The organism is Actinomycetospora cinnamomea (genome assembly GCF_003096675.1).
Taxonomy (GTDB): Bacteria; Actinomycetota; Actinomycetes; order Mycobacteriales; family Pseudonocardiaceae; genus Actinomycetospora; species Actinomycetospora cinnamomea.
The window spans coordinates 1-18,541 of record NZ_QEKW01000026.1 but is presented as its reverse complement, the minus strand read 5'-3'; the positions used below and the strand labels follow the sequence as shown (position 1 = coordinate 18,541).

Sequence of the window (18,541 nt, the reverse complement as noted above, 5' to 3'; positions counted from 1 at the left end):
CACCGACGGAGGAACGAACTCGGCGGAGGTCGGCGCGCCATCGGTAACCCCGGCGCGTCCCCCGGCGACAGGGTGATGATCCCGTTCGCCTCCAGCCCCGGGGGTGGCACCGACGGGGCGGGTGACCGGCCCGCCCACCACCCACGTGAGGTGCCGGTGACGATCAGCCTCGTCGTGACACCGACCGGACTGCGGGTGCAGTTCACGCGCAGCGACCGTGCGGCGGCCTGCCGTCGCGGGTTGCACGTGCCCTACGAGCGGATCGTCGGCTCGCGGGTGATGCCCCGCCGCGCCGCCGTCGCCTCCAGCCCGCGGCTCCCCAGCCCCGGCACCTGGTGGCCGGGCCGGCTCCGCGCCGGGTCCTGGGGGATCGGCGAGCGCCGTCAGCTCTGGGCTGTCCGCGGGGGCACCCACGTCGTGGTCGTCTACCTCTCGGGCCGTCCCTTCCACCGCGTCGTCGTCGACGTCGAGGACCCCCGGCGCACGCACCGCCTCATCGAGGCGGCGCTCCTGCAGAGCAAGCGGACCAGCGCCCGCCTGTCGCTGCGCGGTCTCCTGCACGACGACGAGGCCGGGGACCGGGGTCGCCGGGCGCGTGGGTGATCACGAGCCGCCAGCGCGACTGCCGGGGGAGTGCCCGCAACCGGGCGACACCGCTGCTCTGCCCGCAGCGCGGAGGTGTTCGTCACCGAACGAGGCCGCCCGACGGACGTGGACCCGGGGCCGCGGATGGGCAGTCCTCACCGACCCACCCACAGGACGAGGAGCCCGACATGCCCGACCGCCACGTGCAGCCCGCCGACGGCGAGTGGACCGTCACGGTCCCGGGGGAGGAGCAGGTGACCGCCCGTGCCACCACGGAGGTCGAGGCGGTCGAGCGCGCCGTCACCATCGTGGCCGACCACGGCGGCGGCGAGGTGGTGGTGCACGGCGAGGACGGCGAGGTCCTCGAGACCCGGCACGTCGACGCCGGCGCCGACACCCCCGAGATCAGCCGCACCGCCGCCGAGATCGCGGAGAACACCGGGGTCGAGGGCGCGGTCGAGACCGTCGAGGCTGCGCTCGGCGAGTCCGACGGCGCGAGCGGGACCGACGGGACCGGCGAGGACGGCGCCGCCACCGCCGCCCCCGACCAGACGGGCCACACCCCCGCCGCCGTGCACGCGGTCGGCGGGACCGACGACACCGCCACGTCGGAGAGCGGCGACACCGATCAGGACGGAGTGTCGCCCGCCGCCGAGGAGGTCCGCGCCGCGGTGCAGGACGCGGGCGGGACCGCCGAGGCCGCCGCGTCCGAGGCCACCGACACGGCCGAGGACGTCGCCCAGGAGGCGTCGGGCGCCGCGAAGCAGGTCGCGGGCCACACCCGCGGCGCGGCACGCCGGGCGGGCGCCACCGCCGGCGCCGGCGCGTCCGAGCTGGGCAACCAGGTGGAGGCGGCCCGCGAGAGCGTCGAGGACGCGGCCGCGAACGCGGCGAGCGTCGCGCAGGACACCGCCGGGCAGCTCGCCGACGAGGCCGAGGGCACGGCCCGCGAGGTGGCCGGCGAGACCCGCGCCGCCGGCCGCCGCGCCGCCGCCCGGGTGGACCGGACCGCGCGCGAGGCCGGCGAGGAGGTGGTGGCCGGGGCCGACCGGGCCGCGTCCGTGGGCGCGAGCGTCGGTGACGAGGCCGAGAGCGCCGCCGACCGCGTCGGGCAGCAGATCCACGCCTACACGGAGGCCGCGGCCGTGCCGCTGGACCACCTCGCCCAGACGCTCAACCCCGTCCGCATCACCGGGCGCGTGGTCGGCGTCCTCGTCTCCGGCGGTCTGCACCTGTTCGGCGTCGGCGCCGCCCGGGGCAGCGCCGCGGCGCAGGAGGGTGTGCACCGGGTCGCCGACCGCTGACGCCCCTGCCGCCGGCGCCGACCGTCGGGTGGCGCGAGCCCGTCGCCCGACCGGGGTCACGACCTCGGTGACGAAACCCTGCCGATCTGCGGGGTCTCGTCACCGGGGTCGCGTTCGGGTGCGGCTCGGGGTGCCGGCCAGAACTCGGCCCACACGCACCCGGGCTCCTCGACCTCCCCGATGTGCAGCTCGTAGCCGTGGCGTCCGGCGATGAGGGCGGCCTCCTCGCGGTTGCTGGCCCGGATCGTCAGGCCCACCTTCTGGTCGCGCAGGACACGCGCGGCCAGCTGCTGGTCGAGCCGGCCCATCTCGAACCCCGCCGCCCACCGGTCGTCCGTCGCGACCCCGGTGGGGCCGGTCGTCCCTGTCGCCATCTCCCGCCCTCCGTCCCGCCCCGTGCCCGTTCGGCGGCGCGACGATTCTTGACCCTGCGCGATGCGCGTGTCTACAGTCCTCGACGTCAGATATATCAGTTGGTTGACGTGAGGCTCGCGCATGTCCATCACAGCCACCCCCGCGACCCGCACTCCCGGTGTGCTCGACCGGTCGCTCGCCGCGACGGACCCGGAGGTGTACGCCCAGGTCGAGTGCGAGCTCCGCCGGCAGCACCGGACCCTCGAGATGATCGCGAGCGAGAACTTCGCGCCCGTGGCCGTCATGGAGGCGCAGGGCTCGGTCCTGACCAACAAGTACGCCGAGGGCTACCCGCGCCGCCGGTACTACGGCGGGTGCGAGCACGTCGACGTCGTCGAGCAGCTCGCGATCGACCGGTTGACCGCCCTCTTCGACGCCGGCTACGCCAACGTCCAGCCGCACTCCGGAGCCCAGGCCAACGCCGCCGTGATGGCCGCGCTGCTCGCGCCGGGCGACACGATCCTCGGTCTGGCGCTGGACCACGGGGGCCACCTCACCCACGGGATGCACCTGAACTTCTCGGGGCGCCTCTACGACGTCGCGGCCTACCACGTCCGCGCCGACGACCACCGCGTCGACATGGCCGAGGTGGAGCAGCTGGCCCACGAGCGGCGCCCGAAGCTGATCATCGCCGGCTGGTCGGCCTACCCGCGCCGGCTGGACTTCGCGGAGTTCCGCCGGATCGCCGACGAGGTCGGTGCCTACCTCATGGTCGACATGGCGCACTTCGCCGGCCTCGTGGCCGCGGGGCTGCACCCCTCGCCGGTGCCGCACGCCCACGTCGTCACCTCGACCACGCACAAGACCCTGGGCGGCCCCCGCGGCGGGGTGATCCTCAGCCGCACCCGCGACCTCGCCAAGAAGCTGAACTCCAGCGTCTTCCCCGGCCAGCAGGGTGGGCCCCTCGAGCACGTCATCGCGGCGAAGGCGGTCGCGTTCAAGCTCGCCGGCGAGCCCGCGTTCCGCGAGCGCCAGGAGCGCACCCTCCTCGGAGCCCGCATCCTGGCCGGCCGGCTGCTCGACGAGCCCGGCATCGGGGTCGTCTCCGGTGGCACCGACGTGCACCTGGTGCTCGTCGACCTGCGCGACTCCGAGCTCGACGGCCAGCAGGCCGAGGACCGCCTGCACCGGGTCGGCATCACCGTCAACCGCAACGCCGTCCCGTTCGACCCCCGCCCGCCGATGGTCAGCTCCGGCGTGCGCATCGGCACCGCCGCACTGGCGGCCCGCGGGTTCGAGGCCGACGACTTCCGCGTCGTCGCCGACGTCGTCGCCCGCGCCCTGCGCCCCGAGGTCACCGAGACCGAGCTGGACGCGCTGGCCGGGCGCACCGCCGCCCTCGCCGACCGCCACCCCCTCTACCCGGAGCTGCAGGCATGAGCACCCCGACGGCGTCCGCGGCCCGGCCCCCGGGCGCCGACCTCCCCGAGCACCCCGACCAGCTCTGGCGCGACACCGAGCCGAAGAAGGCCTACGACGTCGTGATCGTCGGCGGCGGCGGTCACGGGCTCGCCACCGCGCACTACCTGGCCAAGCTCGGCATCACGGACGTGGCCGTGCTCGAGAAGGGCTGGCTGGCGGGCGGCAACATGGCCCGCAACACCACGCTGATCCGCTCGAACTACCTCTGGGACGAGTCCGCGGGCATCTACGAGCACGCGCTGAAGCTGTGGGAGGGCCTCGAGGACGACCTCGGCTACCCGATCCTGTTCAGCCAGCGGGGCGTGCTCAACCTGGCCCACACCGAGCAGGACGTCCGCGACTCGGTGCGCCGGGTCGAGGCCAACAGGCTCAACGGGATCGACGCCGAGTGGCTCGGGCCCGACGAGGTGGCGAAGGTCTGCCCGATCGTCAACGTCTCGGACGGCATCCGCTACCCGGTGCAGGGCGCGACGTTCCAGCCGCGGGCGGGGATCGCGAAGCACGACCACGTGGCGTGGGGCTTCGCGCGCCGCGCGGACGAGGCCGGGATCGACATCGTCGAGAACTGCGAGGTCACCGGGTTCGTGACCGACGGGGACCGCGTCACGGGTGCCCGCACGACCCGGGGCGACATCGCCTGCGGCACCGTCGCGCTCTGCGCCGCCGGACACACGTCGGTCCTGCTCGACATGCTCGGCGTGCGCGCCCCGCTGCAGTCGCACCCGCTCCAGGCGCTGGTCTCCGAGCTGCTCGAACCCGTGCACCCGACGATCGTCATGTCGAACGCCGTGCACGTGTACGTCTCCCAGGCCCACAAGGGCGAGCTGGTCATGGGCGCCGGCGTCGACGCGTCCAACGGCTACGGCCAGCGCGGCGCCTTCGGCATCATCGAGCGCCAGATGGCCGCGGCCGTCGAGCTGTTCCCGGTGTTCGCGCGCGCCCACCTGCTGCGCAGCTGGGCCGGCGTCGTCGACGTCACCCCGGACGCGAGCCCGATCGTCGGGCACACGCCCTACGGGAACGTCTTCCTCAACTGCGGCTGGGGCACCGGCGGGTTCAAGGCCACCCCCGGCATCGGCTGGGCGTTCGCCGACACCGTCGCCCACGGCCGCCCGCACCCCCTGGTCGCGCCCTTCGGCCTCGACCGCTTCGTCACCGGCGCCCTCGTCGACGAGCACGGCGCCGCGGCCGTCGCCCACTGAGCCCACGAGGAGTCGTCGTGCACCTCATCGCCTGCCCCTGGTGCGGGCCCCGCGAGGAGACCGAGTTCTCCTACGGCGGCCAGGCCCACGTGCCCTACCCCGAGCACCCGGCGTCGCTGACCGACGAGCAGTGGGCCCACTTCGTGTTCTTCCGGGACAACCCGAAGGGCCCCTTCGCCGAGCGCTGGGTGCACACCGTGGGCTGCCGCCGCTGGTTCACCGCCGTCCGCGACACCCGCACCCACCGCTTCCTGTCCGTCGACCCCCTCGCCGGCACGCCCGGCCCCACCCGAGAGGCGGCCCCGTGAGCAGGATCGACGGCTACGGCCGCGTCGACCGCACCCGCACGGTCACGATCACCGTCGACGGCGTCCCCTACACCGGCCACCCCGGCGACACCGTCGCCTCGGTGCTGCTCGCCCACGACACCCGCCCGCACAACACCAGCGTCAAGTACGGGCGCCCCCGCGGCATCGGGGCCGCGTGGACCGAGGACCCGACGGGCCTGGTCCAGGTCGAGGAGCCGTTCCCGGAGCCGATGCTGCTCGCGGCCACCCTCGAGGCCACCGACGGGCTCGTCGTGCGCGGGGTCAACGGGCAGGGTCGGCTCTCCGAGGTCCCCGACCTCGCGCGCTACGACCGCCGGCACCACCACTGCGACGTGCTGGTCGTCGGCGCCGGGCCGGCCGGCCTCACCGCCGCCCGCGCCGCCGCCCGCGCCGGGCAGGACGTCGTCCTCGTCGACGACCGCCCGAGCGCCGGCGGCACGTTGACCGGCACCGAGACCATCGACGGCCGGCCCTCCCTCGCGTTCGTCGACGACGTCGTCGCCGAGCTGGCCGCCCACCCGCAGGTGACGCACCTGCAGCGCACCACGGCGTTCGGCCACTTCGACGACGGGTTCGTCCTCGCTCTCGAGCGCCGCGCCCGGGGCGCGTCCCGCCAGCGCGTGCACCGCATCCGGGCCGCGCGCGTCGTCGTCGCCGCCGGAGCGATCGAGCGGCCGATCGTCATCGAGGACGGCGACCGGCCGGGGGTCCTGCTCGCGTCCGCGGCGCGCGACCTCCTGCACCGCCACGGGGTCCTGGCCGGCCGCGAGGTCGTCGTGTTCACCAGCGACGACGCGGCCTACGCCGCCGCGGTCGACCTCGCCGACGCCGGCGCGAGCGTTCGTGTCGTCGACGCGCGCGAGCGGGCGCCTCGGGCGGGGCGGCGACGCTGCGAGGAGCGTGGGATCCCGGTCGAGACCGGCACGCTCGTGCACGGCACGCGGGGCGAGGACCACGTGACCGCCGCGCTGGTGGGGGAGGAGCGCCGCGAGGTCCGCTGCGACCTGCTGCTGCTCAGCGGCGGCTGGAACCCCACCGCGCACCTGTTCGGCCACGTCGGCGGCCGCCTGGCCTACGACCCGGCGCTGGGTGCCTTCCGTCCCGCCGCGCCGCTGCCCGGTGTCGACGTCGTCGGGGCCGCCAACGGCACCTTCGCGCTGACCGACGTCCTGCGGGAGGCCGGCGGGGACGACGCGCCCTGGGCGCCTGCCGAGGAGGACCCGGAGCCGACGCTGGTGCTCTGGCGCACGGCGGGCGACCCGTCCCGGCAGTTCGTCGACGTCCAGCGCGACGCCACGGTCGCCGACATCGCGCGGGCCGTGCGGGCGGGGATGCACTCGGTGGAGCACGTCAAGCGCTACACCACCATCGGCACCGCCCACGACCAGGGAAAGACGTCCGGGATCATCGCCTCGGGGATCACCGCCGAGCTGCTCGGCGTGCCGATCGGGGAGCTCGGGACCACGACCTTCCGCCCGCCCTACACCCCGGTCGCCTTCGCCGCCCTGGCCGGCCGCGAGCGCGGCGACCTGTTCGACCCGGTGCGCACCACCCCGCTGCACGCCTGGCACGTGGCCGCGGACGCGGTGTTCGAGGACGTCGGGCAGTGGAAGCGCGCCCGCCACTACCCCCGCGCCGGGGAGGACATGACCGCCGCGGTGCTGCGCGAGTGCGCGGCGGTACGCACGTCCGTCGGCATCATGGACGCCTCCACCCTCGGCAAGATCGACGTGCGCGGCCCCGACGCCGCCGTGTTCCTCGACCGGCTGTACACGAACATGATCAGCAGCCTGAAGGTCGGGCGCGTGCGCTACGGGGTCATGTGCGGCAACGACGGCATGGTCGTCGACGACGGCACGGTGCTGCGCCTCGCCGACGACCGCTTCCTGGTCACGACCACCACCGGCAACGCGGCGGCGGTCCTCGACCGGATGGAGGAGTGGCTCCAGACGGAGTGGACCGACCTGCGCGTCCGGCTGACCTCGGTCACCGACCAGTGGTCGATCCTCGCCGTCGCCGGGCCGCGCTCGCGGGACGTGGTCGGCGCGGTGTTCCCCGACGTGGACACCTCGAACGACTTCGGCTTCATGACCTGGCGGGACACGACCCTCGGCGGGGTGCCCGTGCGCCTCGCGCGGATCTCGTTCTCCGGCGAGCTCGCCTACGAGGTCAGCGTCTCGTCCTGGTACGCCCCCGCGGTGTGGGAACGGCTGCTCGCGGCCGGCGGGCCGCACGGCATCACGCCCTACGGCACCGAGACCATGCACGTCCTGCGCGCCGAGAAGGGCTACCCGATCATCGGGCAGGACACCGACGGCACCGTCTCCCCGCACGACCTCGGCATGGCCTGGGCGGTGTCCTCGACGAAGCCCGACTTCATCGGCCGGCGCTCCTTCGCGCGGGCGGAGAACCGCAACCCGCTGCGCAAGCAGCTCGTGTCGCTGCTGCCCACCGACGCCACCACGAAGCTGCCCGAGGGCTCGCAGATCGTGGGCTTCTGCGACGGCGGCCGGCTGCCCCCGCCGCCGGTCCCGATGCTCGGGCACGTCACGTCCAGCTACCACAGCGCCGAGCTCGCCCGGCCGTTCGCGCTGGCCCTCGTGAAGGGCGGCCGCGACCGCCTCGGCGAGGTCGTGCACGTGCCCGTCGACGGCGAGCTGGTCCCCGCCCGCATCGGCGCGTCGGTGCTCGTCGACCCGGAAGGAGCCCGCCGCGATGGCTGACCGCACCCTCGCCCCCGCCCACCCGCTCGCGAGCCGGCGCACCACGCTCACGGCGCTCTCCGACGAGCTCACGGGCGTGCTGTCCCTCGAGCTCGAGAACCCCGTCGCTGCGGTGGACCTCCGGGTCGACCCCCGGGGCGACGGCCCCGCCGCCGTGGCGGCCGCGGTCGGCGGCCCGCTGCCGGCGCGTCCCGACTCCTGGACCGCACTCCCGGCCGGGGTCGCGCTGCGGCTCGGGCCCGACGAGTGGCTGCTGACCGACGCCGTCGCCCGGGCCGAGGACTGGGAGTTCCACGTCGACGAGGCCGCCGCCGCCCACGGCGGCACGGCCGTCGACGTGTCCGCCCAGCGCACCACCCTGCGGGTGCGCGGCCCGGCCGCCCGGGAGCTGCTGTCCTCCGGCTGCGCGATCGACCTGCGCCCCGCGTCGTTCCCGCACGGCCGCTGCGCCCAGACGCTGCTCGGCCAGGCCGCGGTGCTCCTCGTCGCGCACGAGATCGACGACCTCCAGCTCCTCGTCCGCACCTCCTTCGCCGGCTACGTCGCCGACTGGCTCGTCGATGCCGCCACCGAGTTCCGGCCCGGGTTCCGGCCCGGGTTCCGGCCCGAGCCCCAGCCCCAGCCCGGGCTCCGCCCCCAGCCCTCGAGAGGCACGCCATGAGCACCACCCCCCGCGTCGTCGTCATCGGAGCAGGGATCGTCGGCGCGAACCTCGCCGACGAGCTCACCGAGCGCGGCTGGACCGACGTCACCGTCCTCGACCAGGGCCCGCTGCCCCTCACCGGCGGCTCGACCTCCCACGCTCCCGGCCTCGTCTTCCAGACCAACGCGTCCCGGACGATGAGCGCCTTCGCCTCCTACACCGTCGACAAGCTCCTCTCCCTCGAGGTCGACGGGGCCCCGTGCTTCCACCAGCTCGGCGGCCTCGAGGTCGCCACCACCCCCGAGCGGCTCGCGGATCTGCACCGCAAGCACGGGTGGGCGCTCTCGCGCGGGATCCCCGCCGAGGTCGTCGACGTCGACGAGTGCGTCCGGCTCCACCCGCTGATCGACCCGTCGCAGGTGCTCGGCGGTCTGCACACCCCCACCGACGGGCTGGCGAAGGCCGCGCGGGCGGTCACCGCGCTCATCCGGCGGGCGCAGGCGCGGGGCGCGGTGTTCCGCGGGTCGACGCGGGTCACCGGCGTCGCCCAGCAGGGCGGACGGGTGACCGGCGTGCAGACCGACCGGGGCGAGGTGCCCGCGGACGTCGTCGTCTCCTGCGCCGGGTTCTGGGGGCGGGTGATCGGCGACATGGTCGGGATGCGGGTCCCGCTGCTGCCGCTGGCCCACCAGTACGTGGTCACCGGCCAGGTGCCGCAGCTCGTCGGCCAGGTCGACGAGAACGTCGAGGCGCGCCTGCCGATCCTGCGCCACCAGGATCAGGACCTGTACTTCCGCGAGCACCACGACCGCATCGGCATCGGCTCCTACGCCCACCGCCCCATGCCGGTCTCGCTCGACGAGCTGCCCGAGGTCGACGACCGCGACGTGAGCGCCGCGCGGCAGCCCTCGATGCTGCCGTTCACCGAGGAGGACTTCGCGCCCTCGTGGGAGCAGAGCCGCCTGCTGCTGCCCTCGCTGGACGACACCAAGATCGACACGGGGTTCAACGGCATCTTCTCGTTCACCCCCGACGGCGGCCCCCTGATCGGCGAGTCGGCCGACGTGGCGGGCTTCTGGATCGCCGAGGCCGTGTGGGTCACCCACTCCGCCGGCGTCGCCCGCAGCGTCGCCCAGCTCCTCGTCGACGGACGCAGCGAGACCGACCTGCACGGCTGCTCGGTGCACCGCTTCGAGGAGTTCCAGCTCGCCGACGACTACGTCGCGGAGACCTCGCAGCAGAACTTCGTCGAGATCTACGACGTCGTGCACCCGCGGCAGCCGCGCAGCTCGCCGCGGGACGTGCGCACGAGCCCCTTCCACGCGTGCCAGGTCGAGCTCGGCGCGGTGTTCGGGGAGGCCCACGGCTGGGAGCGGCCGCAGTGGTTCGAGGCCAACGCGCCGCTCGTGGCGGACCTGCCGCCGGCGTGGCGGCCGCCGTCACGGGACCTGTGGGCCGCCCGGTACAGCTCGCCGATCGCCGCGGCGGAGGCGTGGCGGACGCGCACCGCGGTGGCCCTCTACGACATGACGCCGCTGAAGCGGATCGAGGTGTCCGGGCCCGGGGCCGTCGGCCTGCTCGACCGCCTGACCACCGGGAGGATGGACAAGTCGGTCGGGTCGGTGACCTACACGCTCGCTCTCGACGAGGCCGGCGGCATCCGCAGCGACCTGACCGTCGCCCGGCTCGAGCGCGACCTCTTCCAGGTCGGCGCGGGCGGCAACCTCGACCTCGACCTCCTGCGGCGGGCGGCGGCGGGGACGGGGGACGTCGCGGTCCGCGACATCACCGGCGGCACCTGCTGCATCGGGGTGTGGGGGCCGCTCGCGCGGGACCTCGTCGCGCCCCTCACCGGCGCGGACCTCTCCCACGAGGGCCTGAGGTACTTCCGGTGCACCCGCGCGGAGATCGGCGGCATCCCGGTGACGGTGATGCGCCTGTCCTACGTCGGCGAGCTCGGCTGGGAGATCTACACCAGCGCGGAGTACGGGCAGCGGCTCTGGGACGTGCTGTGGCGGGCGGGGCAGCCGCTCGGCGCGGTCGCGGCCGGCCGGGAGGCCTTCAACAGCCTGCGCCTGGAGAAGGGCTACCGCAGCTGGGGCACCGACATGACCAGCGAGCACACCCCGGCGGAGGCCGGCCTGGGCTTCGCGGTCCGGCCGGCGACCAAGGGGGAGTTCGTCGGACGGGCGGCGGTGACCGACGCGGGCGCCCCGACCCGCTCGCTGACCTGCCTGACCGTCGACGACGGGCGCACCGTCCTGCTCGGCGACGAGCCGGTCCTGGTCGACGGCGTCCCCGCCGGCCACGTCACCTCGGCGGCGTTCGGGCACACGATCGGACGGCCGATCGCCTACGCCTGGCTCCCCGCCGGGATGGGGGTCGGGACCGCGGTGGACGTGCAGTACTTCGGGCACCCCGTCCGCGCGACGGTCGCGAGCGAGCCGCTCGTCGACCCCGAGATGGCGCGGATCCGGCGCTGACCGGCGTCCACCGGTGACCCGCCGCGCCCACCCGGAGAGAGGTGCCGCCGTGCGCAGCGAGTCGGTCGAGCAGCTCCTGGAAGCCCTCAGGTCCCCGGACGCCGGGCCGGGCGGCGGGGTCGGTGTCCGGCACGCCGCCCTGCACGCCGGCCTCGGCGCCGCCCTGGTGGCGAGGGTGGCGAGGTCCCGCGACGGGGACGAGCCCGCGCGCGTCGCCGACGAGCTGTGCGCGACCGCGGTGCGGCTCGTGGGCGACGGTGGCGGCCACGGCCCCGACGGCGCGGCGTCGGTGGAGACCGCCCGGGTGGCGGTGCGCGTCCTCGAGGTGGCCGAGCGGGCCCTGCGCCTGCTCGAGACCTTGCGCCCGCTCGCCGACCGGACGGCGGCCCGGGCGGTCCTCCCCGAGGTCGCGGCGGCCGCCGAGGCGTTGCGCGCGGCCGTGGGCACCGCCCGCGTCGACGTCGAGATCGGCCTCGCCGCCGTCACCGACCCCGGGGCCCGCGAGGAGCTCCTCGTGGCGCTCGACCCCGTCGACGACGTCGTCCTGCGCGCCGCCAAGGTCACCGCCGTGGTGCGCGAGCAGGTCCTGCGCTGACGTCCTACGTGCGTGATCTTCTGAGCTATAGCTCAGAAGATCACGCACGTCAGATGACGGCGCGGATCGCCTTCTCGAAGCCCTGGACGTGCTGACGCGCGCGCCGGGCGGCGGCGTCGGCCTCGCCGTCGGCGATCGTCCGCAGCAGCCCCGCGTGCTCCTCGACGTGGGAGACGAAGTCGGTCATCCGGTCGAGGAACAGGCAGAAGATCCGTGTGGCGAGGTTGTCGTAGCGCACGAGGGTGTCCTCGAGGTGCGGGTTGCCGGCCGCGTGGTAGATCGCGCGGTGCACCCGCATGTCCCAGCGCATCAGCTCCTCGCGGCTCAGGCGGGGGACGTCGAGCGACTCGGTGGCGTCGGCCAGCTCGACCAGGTCCTCGCGGACCGCGGGCCCGGCGCCCTCGGCGGCACGACGCGCGGCCAGCGGCTCGAGGTGCACCCGGATGTCGGAGATGTAGGCGAGGTCGGTGATGTCGACGGCCGTGGCGAACGTGCCGCGCCGGGCGTAGGAGACGACCAGCCGGTCGACCTCGAGGCGCTTGAGGGCCTCGCGGACGGGCGTGCGTCCCACCCCGAGCGACTCCACCAGCGCGACCTCGTCGATGGGCGCCATCGGCGGGATCTCCAGCATGATCAGCTTGTCCTGGATCGCCTGGTAGGCGCGCTCGGACAGCGACAGCGGAGGGCCGTCCTGCTGCTCGTCCGGGAGAACCGTCATGATCAGAGCCTACAACAGACAGGACGGGACTTCTCCCATCCCACCACTATTGATATACTAGTACAACATCAACCTTCGCCGACGCGCCCCTGGGGGTGCCCATGGCCATCTCCGTGTTCGACCTGTTCAAGGTCGGGATCGGACCGTCCAGCTCGCACACCGTGGGGCCGATGCGGGCGGCGTTCCTCTTCGTCTCCCGGCTGCACGACACCGCCCGGATCCACCGTGTCGCCTCGGTGCGGTGCGAGTTGTTCGGCTCGCTGGGGGCGACCGGGTACGGGCACGGCAGCGTCGGTGCCGTGGTCCTCGGGCTCTGCGGCGAGGAGCCCCACCTGGTCGATCCGGTCCAGGCCGGGCCGCTGGTGGCGGCGGCCCGCGCCGAGGGGCGGATCGCCCTCGCGGGCAAGCATCCCATCGCCTTCGCCGTCGACGAGGACGTCGTGCTCCACCGGACGAAGCGGCTGCCCTTCCACAGCAACGGGATGGTGTTCACCGCCCGCGACGCCGGCGGCCGGACGGTGGAGCGCCGCGAGTACTACTCGGTCGGCGGCGGGTTCGTCCTCGACGAGGACGAGGCGGGCGGCCCCGTGCTGCGCGAGGACGCGACGCCCGTGCCCCATCCCTTCGGTACCGGCGACGAGCTCGTCGCGATCGCCCGGCGCCACGGGCTGCGCGTCAGCGACGTCGTGCTCGCCAACGAGGCCGCGTGGCGGCCCGAGCGCGAGACCCGCGCAGGCCTGCTGCACCTGTGGTCGGTGATGCGGCAGTGCGTCGCGCGGGGATGTTCCACCGAGGGTGTGCTGCCCGGCGGTCTGCGGGTCCGCCGCCGTGCGCCCGACCTGCGGCGGCGGCTGGACACCGACGCCGGCGCGACCGACATGGACCGGGTGACGCTGGACGCGCTGGCGGTCAACGAGGAGAACGCCGCGGGCGGCCGGGTCGTCACCGCGCCCACCAACGGGGCGGCGGGGATCGTGCCCGCGGTGCTGCACCACGCGGCGCGGTCGCTGCCCGGGTTCGACGACGACGCCGCGGCGCGCTTCCTGCTCACCGCCGGCGCGGTGGGCCTGCTGTTCAAGCGGAACGCGTCGATCTCGGGCGCGGAGGTCGGGTGCCAGGGTGAGGTCGGCTCTGCGTGCTCGATGGCCGCCGCCGGGTTCGCCGAGCTGCTCGGCGGCTCGCCCGAGCAGGTCGAGAACGCCGCCGAGATCGGCATCGAGCACAACCTGGGGCTGACCTGCGACCCCGTGGGCGGGCTCGTGCAGATCCCCTGCATCGAGCGCAACGCGGTGGCGTCGGTCAAGGCGATCACCGCCGCCCGGATGGCGGTGCAGGGCGACGGCACGCACCACGTCTCGCTCGACGCGGCGATCAGGACGATGCGCGAGACGGGGGCCGACATGAAGGTCAAGTACAAGGAGACGGCCCGCGGCGGGCTCGCCCTCACCGTGGTCGAGTGCTGACGGGATCTCACTCCGCCCGGAAGCCGAGCTTGGCCGACAGCTCCGCCGCGCCCTCGCGCAGGTCGCCGACGATGGCCCGGGCGCGGCGGCGGGCGAGCCGGTAGGCGGGGCCCGTGGCCGAGAGCGCGGCGCCGACGGTGCCGTCGGCGGAGAAGACCGGGACGGCGACGGCGTGCATCCCCACCTCGAGCTCCTCGAACGAGCGGGCGTGGCCCTCGTCGAGGACCCGCGCCAGCTCGGCACGCAGCGCGGCGGTCCCGGTGATGGTGTCGTCGGTGTACCGCGTGAGGCGCCGGCGCAGGACCGGTCGGCGCTCGTCCTCGGGCATCCAGGCGAGCAGGACCTTGCCCGCGGAGGTGGCGTGCAGCGGGCTCCGTCGTCCCACCCAGTTCTGGGAGGTGATGGTGGCCGTGCCGTACTCCTGCGCGACCGTGATGCCCACCTCGCCGTCGGTCACGGCGATGTTGACGGTCTCGCCCAGGCTCTCCGCCAGGCGCTGACACACCGGCTGCCCCAGGCGCGCGACGTCGAGGCGGCCCGTCGTCGCCGCGGCGAGGCGGACGATGCCGTAGCTCAGGGCGTACTTCCCGCGCTCACTGCGCTGCTCGAGCAGGTGACGCTGCTGGAGCGCGGCGACGAGGCGTGACGCCGTGGACTTGTGCACGTCGAGCTCGTCGGCGACCTCGGTGATGCCGACCTCGCCGCGGGCGGCCGCGATCTCCAGGATCGTGATCGCGCGATCGACCGACTGGACCGCCGACGTCTTCTCCGCGGCGTCCTTGCCCGACGTGCTCATGGGTGACCTGACGGTGTGGGGGCTCGGGGCGGCCCGCATCCTCGACCATGGCGGGACGGGCGCCCGGAACCGGGGGAGGACCGGCGACCGGTCAGTCGCCGGCGTCCTTCTCGATGGCGCGGGCGAGCTCGGTGAGCAGGGCGGGAAGCCGCCCCGCGCAAGGCGGGCAGACGCAGTCGCTGCCGTGGACCGCCAGTTCGTCGGCCACGGCGAAGGCGTCGCGGTAGCGGGCCGCGGGCGCGTCGGTGCCGGAGGGGTCCCGGTCCTCGGGGGTGATGGACATCGTGCTCTCTCCTGCGTGTTCGTGGGTGGGTGCCGGGAACCGGTCAGTCGATCTTCTGCCGCACCCAGTCGTGGAACTCGGCGATGTGGTGCTCGCTGGGCACGAGGACGCCGCCGCGGGCGTACGAGCGGGAGTCCATCGACACCTGGCAGCGCTCGCAGGCGTCGAAGTCCTGCTGGTTGACGCGGTGGAAGAGCTCCACCGACCGGTCGATGTCCGCACCCCCCGCCACCACCTCGGGCAGGTAGAGCCAGTCGCAGCGCACGAGGGTGCGCCCGGCGGTCAGCGGGAACATGCGGTGGAGGACGACGTGGTCGGGCACCAGGTTGACGAAGACCTGCGGGCGTACCGTGATCGCGTAGTAGCGCCGGTCCTGGCCCTCGGCCACCCCCGGGATGCGCGCGAGGCCCTCGGACCCGTCGACGGTGAACCCGCGGACGTCCTCGCCGAACTCCGCCCCGTGCCCGACGAAGTACTGCGCCGCGAGCCCGTTGGCGAACTCCGGCAGGACCTCGGTCAGCTCCGGGTGGATCGTCGCGCAGTGGTAGCACTCCATGAAGTTCTCGACGATCTGCTTCCAGTTCGCCTTCACGTCGTAGGAGATGCGCCGGCCCAGCTCCAGATCGGCCACCTGGTAGCCGACGATCACGTTCGGTGAGCCCAGGCGGGCGGTGACGTCGGCGATCACCGTGTCCTCGAACGACGGTGGCTCCCCGGCGAGGCAGAGCCACGCGTACCCGAGCCACTCCCGCACGTGCACGCGGTGCAGGCCGAAGGAGGCCTTGTCGACGTCGGGCATCTCGCCGAGGTTCGGGGCGGCGATCAGCGCGCCGTCGAGGCCGTAGGTCCAGGCGTGGTACGGGCACTGGAAGGAACGGCGCACGGCGCCCTTCTCCTCCGTGCAGATCCGGGCACCGCGGTGACGGCACACGTTGAGGTAGGCGTTCACCGCCCCGTCGCGCCCGCGGGCGACGACGACGCTCTCGCGGCCGATCTGCACCGTCTCGAAGTCCCCGGCCCGCGGGATGTCGGCGGTGAGGACCGCGCAGAACCAGCCGGTCTCGAAGATGAGCGCCTGCTCGGCCGCGAAGATCGTGGGATCGGTGTAGTACCGGCCCGGGAGCGTCTCCCGCAGGCTGGTCGGCAGCGGTGGCGTCGCGATGGCCGGTGCGATCTCTCCGGTGGTCATGTCCGGGCTCCTCGACGGGTGCTGCGGTGGGCGCTCGGCGTTGAGTTGCGCAGAGAGAAACACGGTTCGTCATGCGCAACGCCACGGTCCGGCACGACCTGCTCGCGTGTCAAGGGAGCTCGCAGGTCGGACCGTCCGGGCGGTCGACACGGGTCCACGTGGACGGGGCTTGACAAGCGACCGTGTCTCTCGCACCGTCTTGAGTTGCGCATGGCACACCTTGTTGTTCATTGCGCAACGGCGCGCTCCAGCTCGCGGGGCGCCGTCCCACCGGTCCGTCCTCCCGACGCGCGCGACGCCGCGCGCGTCCGACGACCGCGCCGGCACGCAGGCCCTCGAGGAGGCCGCTCTTGAAGACCATCACCATCGTCGGCGCGTCGGTGGCGGGGATCCGGTCCGCCGAGGCCCTGCGCGCCGCCGGCTACGACGGCCGGCTGGTCCTCGTCGGCGACGACGCGCGCCGGCCCTACGACCGCCCGCCGCTGTCGAAGGCATTCCTGGACGGCAGCCTCGACGAGGACGCGATCGCCCTGCTGGACGCCGACGAGGAGGCCGACCTCGAGCTGGACATGCGGCTCGGCGTGACGGCCGCGCGCCTCGACCCGGCGGGTGCGCGCGTGGTGCTCGCCGACGGCTCCGGGGTCGCCACCGACGGTGTCGTCGTCGCGACGGGAGGCCGGGCCCGCCGGCTGCCGGGCAGCGAGGGTGTCGAGGGCGTGCACGTGCTCCGGACCCTCGACGACGCGCTCGCGCTCCGGCGGGCGCTGCGGGACGGCTCGCCGCGGGTCGCCGTCGTCGGCGGGGGGTTCATCGGGGCCGAGGTCGCCTCCACCTGCCGCGCGATGGGGCTCGACGTCACCGTCCTCGACGGCCTGCCGCTGCCGCTGGCGCCCGTCCTGGGTCCCCGCATCGCCCGCAGCTGCGTCGCCCTCCACGCCGAGCACGGGACGGACCTGCGGCCCAGCGTCGCCGTGTCCGGCCTCGCGACCGTCCCGACCGCCGGTGGCCCCCGGCGCGTGGTCGGGGTCGAGCTCGGCGACGGCACCGCGGTCCCGGCGGACGTCGTGGTCGTGGGGATCGGCATCACGCCCAACACCGAGTGGCTCGAGGGCTCCGGACTGGCGCTCGACGACGGGGTCCGCACCGACGCCGGCATGGTGACCGACCTGCCCACCGTCGTCGCGGTCGGCGACGTCGCCCGCTGGACGGGCGCCGTCGGCGCCCGTCGCCACGAGCACTGGACCAGCGCCGGCGAGCAGGCGACCGTCGCGGCGGGCAACCTGCTCGCGGGCGTCTCGGGGGACACCTTCCGGCCCAGCGGCTACGTGTGGTCCGAGCAGTACGGGCGGATGCTGCAGCTCGCCGGGCACCCGTCGGCGCAAGACCGGGTCGACGTGCTCGACGGCGAGCCGGACGGGGGAAGGTTCGTGGCGCGCTACGTCGACCCCGACGGCGTCACGACGGGCGTCTTCGCGATGGCCGATCCCCGCCTGTTCGGCCGTGTGCGGCGCAGCGAGCTCCGGCGTCCGGCGCAGGCGGCCTGAGTCCGCCCGGTCACTCCTCGGGGCGCTCCAGTGGCACCCCGTCGTCGGAGCGGGGCGGCGGGCGGCGGCGCTGGACGTCGGCGGCGCGGCGCCGGCGAGGGCGGCCCGCGGATTCGGTCAGGAAGCCGACACTGACCACACCGATCACGCCGGCGGCGACCAGGGTGGTCCTGCATCGCTCATCGAGCCCGGGCCCTGTGATGGTGCCGAGTCGACCACGGGCCGACCGAAAGGGATGAACCCCTGTTCGCCGTCGTCGGCGGCGAGAAAGCCCTCGTGCACCGAGCAAGAAGGAGCTCGGCCAGCCGCACCGAGGGTTCCTTCGTCCCGCAACGAGGCGAGCGGGTAGCGGCCAGGGTCTCTGGGGCTCGGGTGCGTCGCGGTGCAGCGTCGGACGTCGGGCGGGGCGGGCGCTGCGATCCCGGAGTGGTCAGAACGGTGGAGGGTCGTCGAGATCGGCGGTCGGTGTCGGTGTCGGTGTCGGTGTCGGTGTGACCGTGACGCGTCGGAGTGCGGGCCGGCCGACGGGTTCGGTGACCGCTTCCGGGTCGTCGTCGGGCGGCCGACGGGTTCGGCGACCGCTTCCGGGTCGTCGTCGGGCCGGCCCTCGTCGTCGGGCCAGCTGTCGTCGTCGGGCCGGCCCTCGTCGTCGGGCCAGCTGTCGTCGTCGGGCCAGCTGTCGTCGTCGGGCCAGCCGTCGTGGGGCAGGGGTCGGGGGCGGGGCGCGGGGCGTGGTGATGGGAGGGGTTCGGTGATGCGGCGGGGCTCGACGATGTGGGTGATGCCGGCGCGGGTGCGGATGACGAACCGGCCGGGGGTGGGTTGTCGGATCTGCCAGCCGGCGACGT

17 protein-coding genes are annotated in these 18,541 nt (G+C 74.6%); 11 read left to right on the top strand and 6 right to left on the bottom strand.

Going from position 1 to position 18,541, the window contains the following annotated elements; genetic code table 11:
- Window positions 1–156 precede the first annotated feature (156 nt).
- Together C8D89_RS26665 and C8D89_RS26660 are read left to right on the top strand one after the other, a co-directional pair.
- A complete protein-coding gene (locus tag C8D89_RS26665) occupies window positions 157–603 on the top strand; it encodes a hypothetical protein (RefSeq protein WP_133252080.1) in 447 nt (148 codons plus the stop codon).
- Between the two features lie 170 nt (window positions 604–773).
- A complete protein-coding gene (locus C8D89_RS26660) occupies window positions 774–1,889 on the top strand; it encodes a DUF2188 domain-containing protein (RefSeq protein WP_116711178.1) in 1,116 nt (371 codons plus the stop codon).
- A gap of 56 nt (window positions 1,890–1,945) precedes the next feature.
- Here the strand turns inward: C8D89_RS26660 and C8D89_RS26655 are convergent, their stop codons facing one another.
- Window positions 1,946–2,263: a hypothetical protein gene (locus C8D89_RS26655; RefSeq protein WP_116711177.1), complete on the bottom strand. Its 318-nt coding sequence runs from the start codon at window positions 2,261–2,263 to the stop codon at window positions 1,946–1,948.
- A 121-nt stretch (window positions 2,264–2,384) separates the two neighbouring features.
- Here C8D89_RS26655 and glyA point away from each other — a divergent pair, with 121 nt between their 5' ends.
- Genes glyA through C8D89_RS26620 form a run of 7 tightly spaced genes read left to right on the top strand, consistent with a single transcriptional unit; the run spans window position 2,385 to window position 11,700 of the window.
- Window positions 2,385–3,683 (top strand): serine hydroxymethyltransferase, encoded by a 1,299-nt coding sequence (gene glyA, locus C8D89_RS26650; protein ID WP_116711176.1) that lies wholly within the window; start codon window positions 2,385–2,387, stop codon window positions 3,681–3,683.
- A complete protein-coding gene (locus tag C8D89_RS26645; protein ID WP_116711175.1) occupies window positions 3,680–4,927 on the top strand; it encodes a sarcosine oxidase subunit beta family protein in 1,248 nt (415 codons plus the stop codon). Before glyA ends, C8D89_RS26645 begins: the two co-directional genes overlap by 4 nt.
- Window positions 4,928–4,944: 17 nt before the next feature.
- Window positions 4,945–5,235, top strand: coding sequence for a sarcosine oxidase subunit delta (locus C8D89_RS26640; RefSeq protein ID WP_116711174.1), 291 nt, complete (start codon window positions 4,945–4,947; stop codon window positions 5,233–5,235).
- The gene (locus tag C8D89_RS26635; protein ID WP_116711173.1) at window positions 5,232–7,979 is read left to right on the top strand and encodes an FAD-dependent oxidoreductase; all 2,748 of its coding nucleotides are present in this window, start codon (window positions 5,232–5,234) and stop codon (window positions 7,977–7,979) included. Before C8D89_RS26640 ends, C8D89_RS26635 begins: the two co-directional genes overlap by 4 nt.
- Window positions 7,972–8,640: a sarcosine oxidase subunit gamma gene (locus tag C8D89_RS26630; protein WP_116711172.1), complete on the top strand. Its 669-nt coding sequence runs from the start codon at window positions 7,972–7,974 to the stop codon at window positions 8,638–8,640. The genes C8D89_RS26635 and C8D89_RS26630 overlap by 8 nt, the downstream gene beginning before the upstream one ends.
- Entirely contained in the window at window positions 8,637–11,105 is a 2,469-nt protein-coding gene (locus tag C8D89_RS26625; protein WP_116711171.1) for a GcvT family protein, read from the top strand. The genes C8D89_RS26630 and C8D89_RS26625 overlap by 4 nt, the downstream gene beginning before the upstream one ends.
- Before the next feature lie 49 nt (window positions 11,106–11,154).
- Window positions 11,155–11,700 (top strand): cyclodeaminase/cyclohydrolase family protein, encoded by a 546-nt coding sequence (locus C8D89_RS26620; protein WP_116711170.1) that lies wholly within the window; start codon window positions 11,155–11,157, stop codon window positions 11,698–11,700.
- Between the two features lie 49 nt (window positions 11,701–11,749).
- Here C8D89_RS26620 and C8D89_RS26615 read toward each other — a convergent pair whose 3' ends face one another.
- Window positions 11,750–12,418, bottom strand: a complete 669-nt coding sequence (locus C8D89_RS26615; RefSeq protein WP_116711169.1) for a GntR family transcriptional regulator — start codon at window positions 12,416–12,418, stop codon at window positions 11,750–11,752.
- Between the two features lie 101 nt (window positions 12,419–12,519).
- Here C8D89_RS26615 and C8D89_RS26610 point away from each other — a divergent pair, with 101 nt between their 5' ends.
- Complete coding sequence (locus C8D89_RS26610; RefSeq protein WP_116711168.1) at window positions 12,520–13,881, top strand: L-serine ammonia-lyase; 1,362 nt, start codon at window positions 12,520–12,522, stop codon at window positions 13,879–13,881.
- A gap of 7 nt (window positions 13,882–13,888) precedes the next feature.
- On the opposite strand, the gene C8D89_RS26605 is transcribed toward C8D89_RS26610, so the two are convergent.
- The 3 genes from C8D89_RS26605 to C8D89_RS26595 all read right to left on the bottom strand — a co-directional run bounded on the left by C8D89_RS26605 (window position 13,889) and on the right by C8D89_RS26595 (window position 16,149).
- Window positions 13,889–14,677, bottom strand: coding sequence for an IclR family transcriptional regulator (locus C8D89_RS26605; protein ID WP_116711167.1), 789 nt, complete (start codon window positions 14,675–14,677; stop codon window positions 13,889–13,891).
- A 91-nt stretch (window positions 14,678–14,768) separates the two neighbouring features.
- The gene (locus C8D89_RS26600) at window positions 14,769–14,960 is read right to left on the bottom strand and encodes a hypothetical protein (protein ID WP_116711166.1); all 192 of its coding nucleotides are present in this window, start codon (window positions 14,958–14,960) and stop codon (window positions 14,769–14,771) included.
- Between the two features lie 43 nt (window positions 14,961–15,003).
- Window positions 15,004–16,149, bottom strand: coding sequence for an aromatic ring-hydroxylating oxygenase subunit alpha (locus tag C8D89_RS26595; RefSeq protein ID WP_116711165.1), 1,146 nt, complete (start codon window positions 16,147–16,149; stop codon window positions 15,004–15,006).
- A 350-nt stretch (window positions 16,150–16,499) separates the two neighbouring features.
- Here C8D89_RS26595 and C8D89_RS26590 point away from each other — a divergent pair, with 350 nt between their 5' ends.
- A complete protein-coding gene (locus tag C8D89_RS26590; protein ID WP_116711164.1) occupies window positions 16,500–17,693 on the top strand; it encodes an NAD(P)/FAD-dependent oxidoreductase in 1,194 nt (397 codons plus the stop codon).
- Window positions 17,694–17,703: 10 nt separating this feature from the next.
- Here the strand turns inward: C8D89_RS26590 and C8D89_RS29590 are convergent, their stop codons facing one another.
- The gene (locus C8D89_RS29590) at window positions 17,704–17,841 is read right to left on the bottom strand and encodes a hypothetical protein (RefSeq protein WP_165825960.1); all 138 of its coding nucleotides are present in this window, start codon (window positions 17,839–17,841) and stop codon (window positions 17,704–17,706) included.
- Between the last annotated feature and the right edge of the window lie 700 nt (window positions 17,842–18,541).

Excerpts from the sequence above, each read along its gene's own strand:
- C8D89_RS26595 (WP_116711165.1), bottom strand. The coding sequence starts at position 16,149 with ATGACCACCGGAGAGATCGCACCGGCCATCGCGACGCCACCGCTGCCG.
- C8D89_RS26610 (WP_116711168.1), top strand. The coding sequence starts at position 12,520 with ATGGCCATCTCCGTGTTCGACCTGTTCAAGGTCGGGATCGGACCGTCC.
- C8D89_RS26605 (WP_116711167.1), bottom strand. The coding sequence starts at position 14,677 with ATGAGCACGTCGGGCAAGGACGCCGCGGAGAAGACGTCGGCGGTCCAG.
- C8D89_RS26645 (WP_116711175.1), top strand. The coding sequence starts at position 3,680 with ATGAGCACCCCGACGGCGTCCGCGGCCCGGCCCCCGGGCGCCGACCTC.
- C8D89_RS26625 (WP_116711171.1), top strand. The coding sequence starts at position 8,637 with ATGAGCACCACCCCCCGCGTCGTCGTCATCGGAGCAGGGATCGTCGGC.
- C8D89_RS26660 (WP_116711178.1), top strand. The coding sequence starts at position 774 with ATGCCCGACCGCCACGTGCAGCCCGCCGACGGCGAGTGGACCGTCACG.
- C8D89_RS26630 (WP_116711172.1), top strand. The coding sequence starts at position 7,972 with ATGGCTGACCGCACCCTCGCCCCCGCCCACCCGCTCGCGAGCCGGCGC.
- C8D89_RS26615 (WP_116711169.1), bottom strand. The coding sequence starts at position 12,418 with ATGACGGTTCTCCCGGACGAGCAGCAGGACGGCCCTCCGCTGTCGCTG.
- glyA (WP_116711176.1), top strand. The coding sequence starts at position 2,385 with ATGTCCATCACAGCCACCCCCGCGACCCGCACTCCCGGTGTGCTCGAC.
- C8D89_RS26600 (WP_116711166.1), bottom strand. The coding sequence starts at position 14,960 with ATGTCCATCACCCCCGAGGACCGGGACCCCTCCGGCACCGACGCGCCC.
- C8D89_RS26655 (WP_116711177.1), bottom strand. The coding sequence starts at position 2,263 with ATGGCGACAGGGACGACCGGCCCCACCGGGGTCGCGACGGACGACCGG.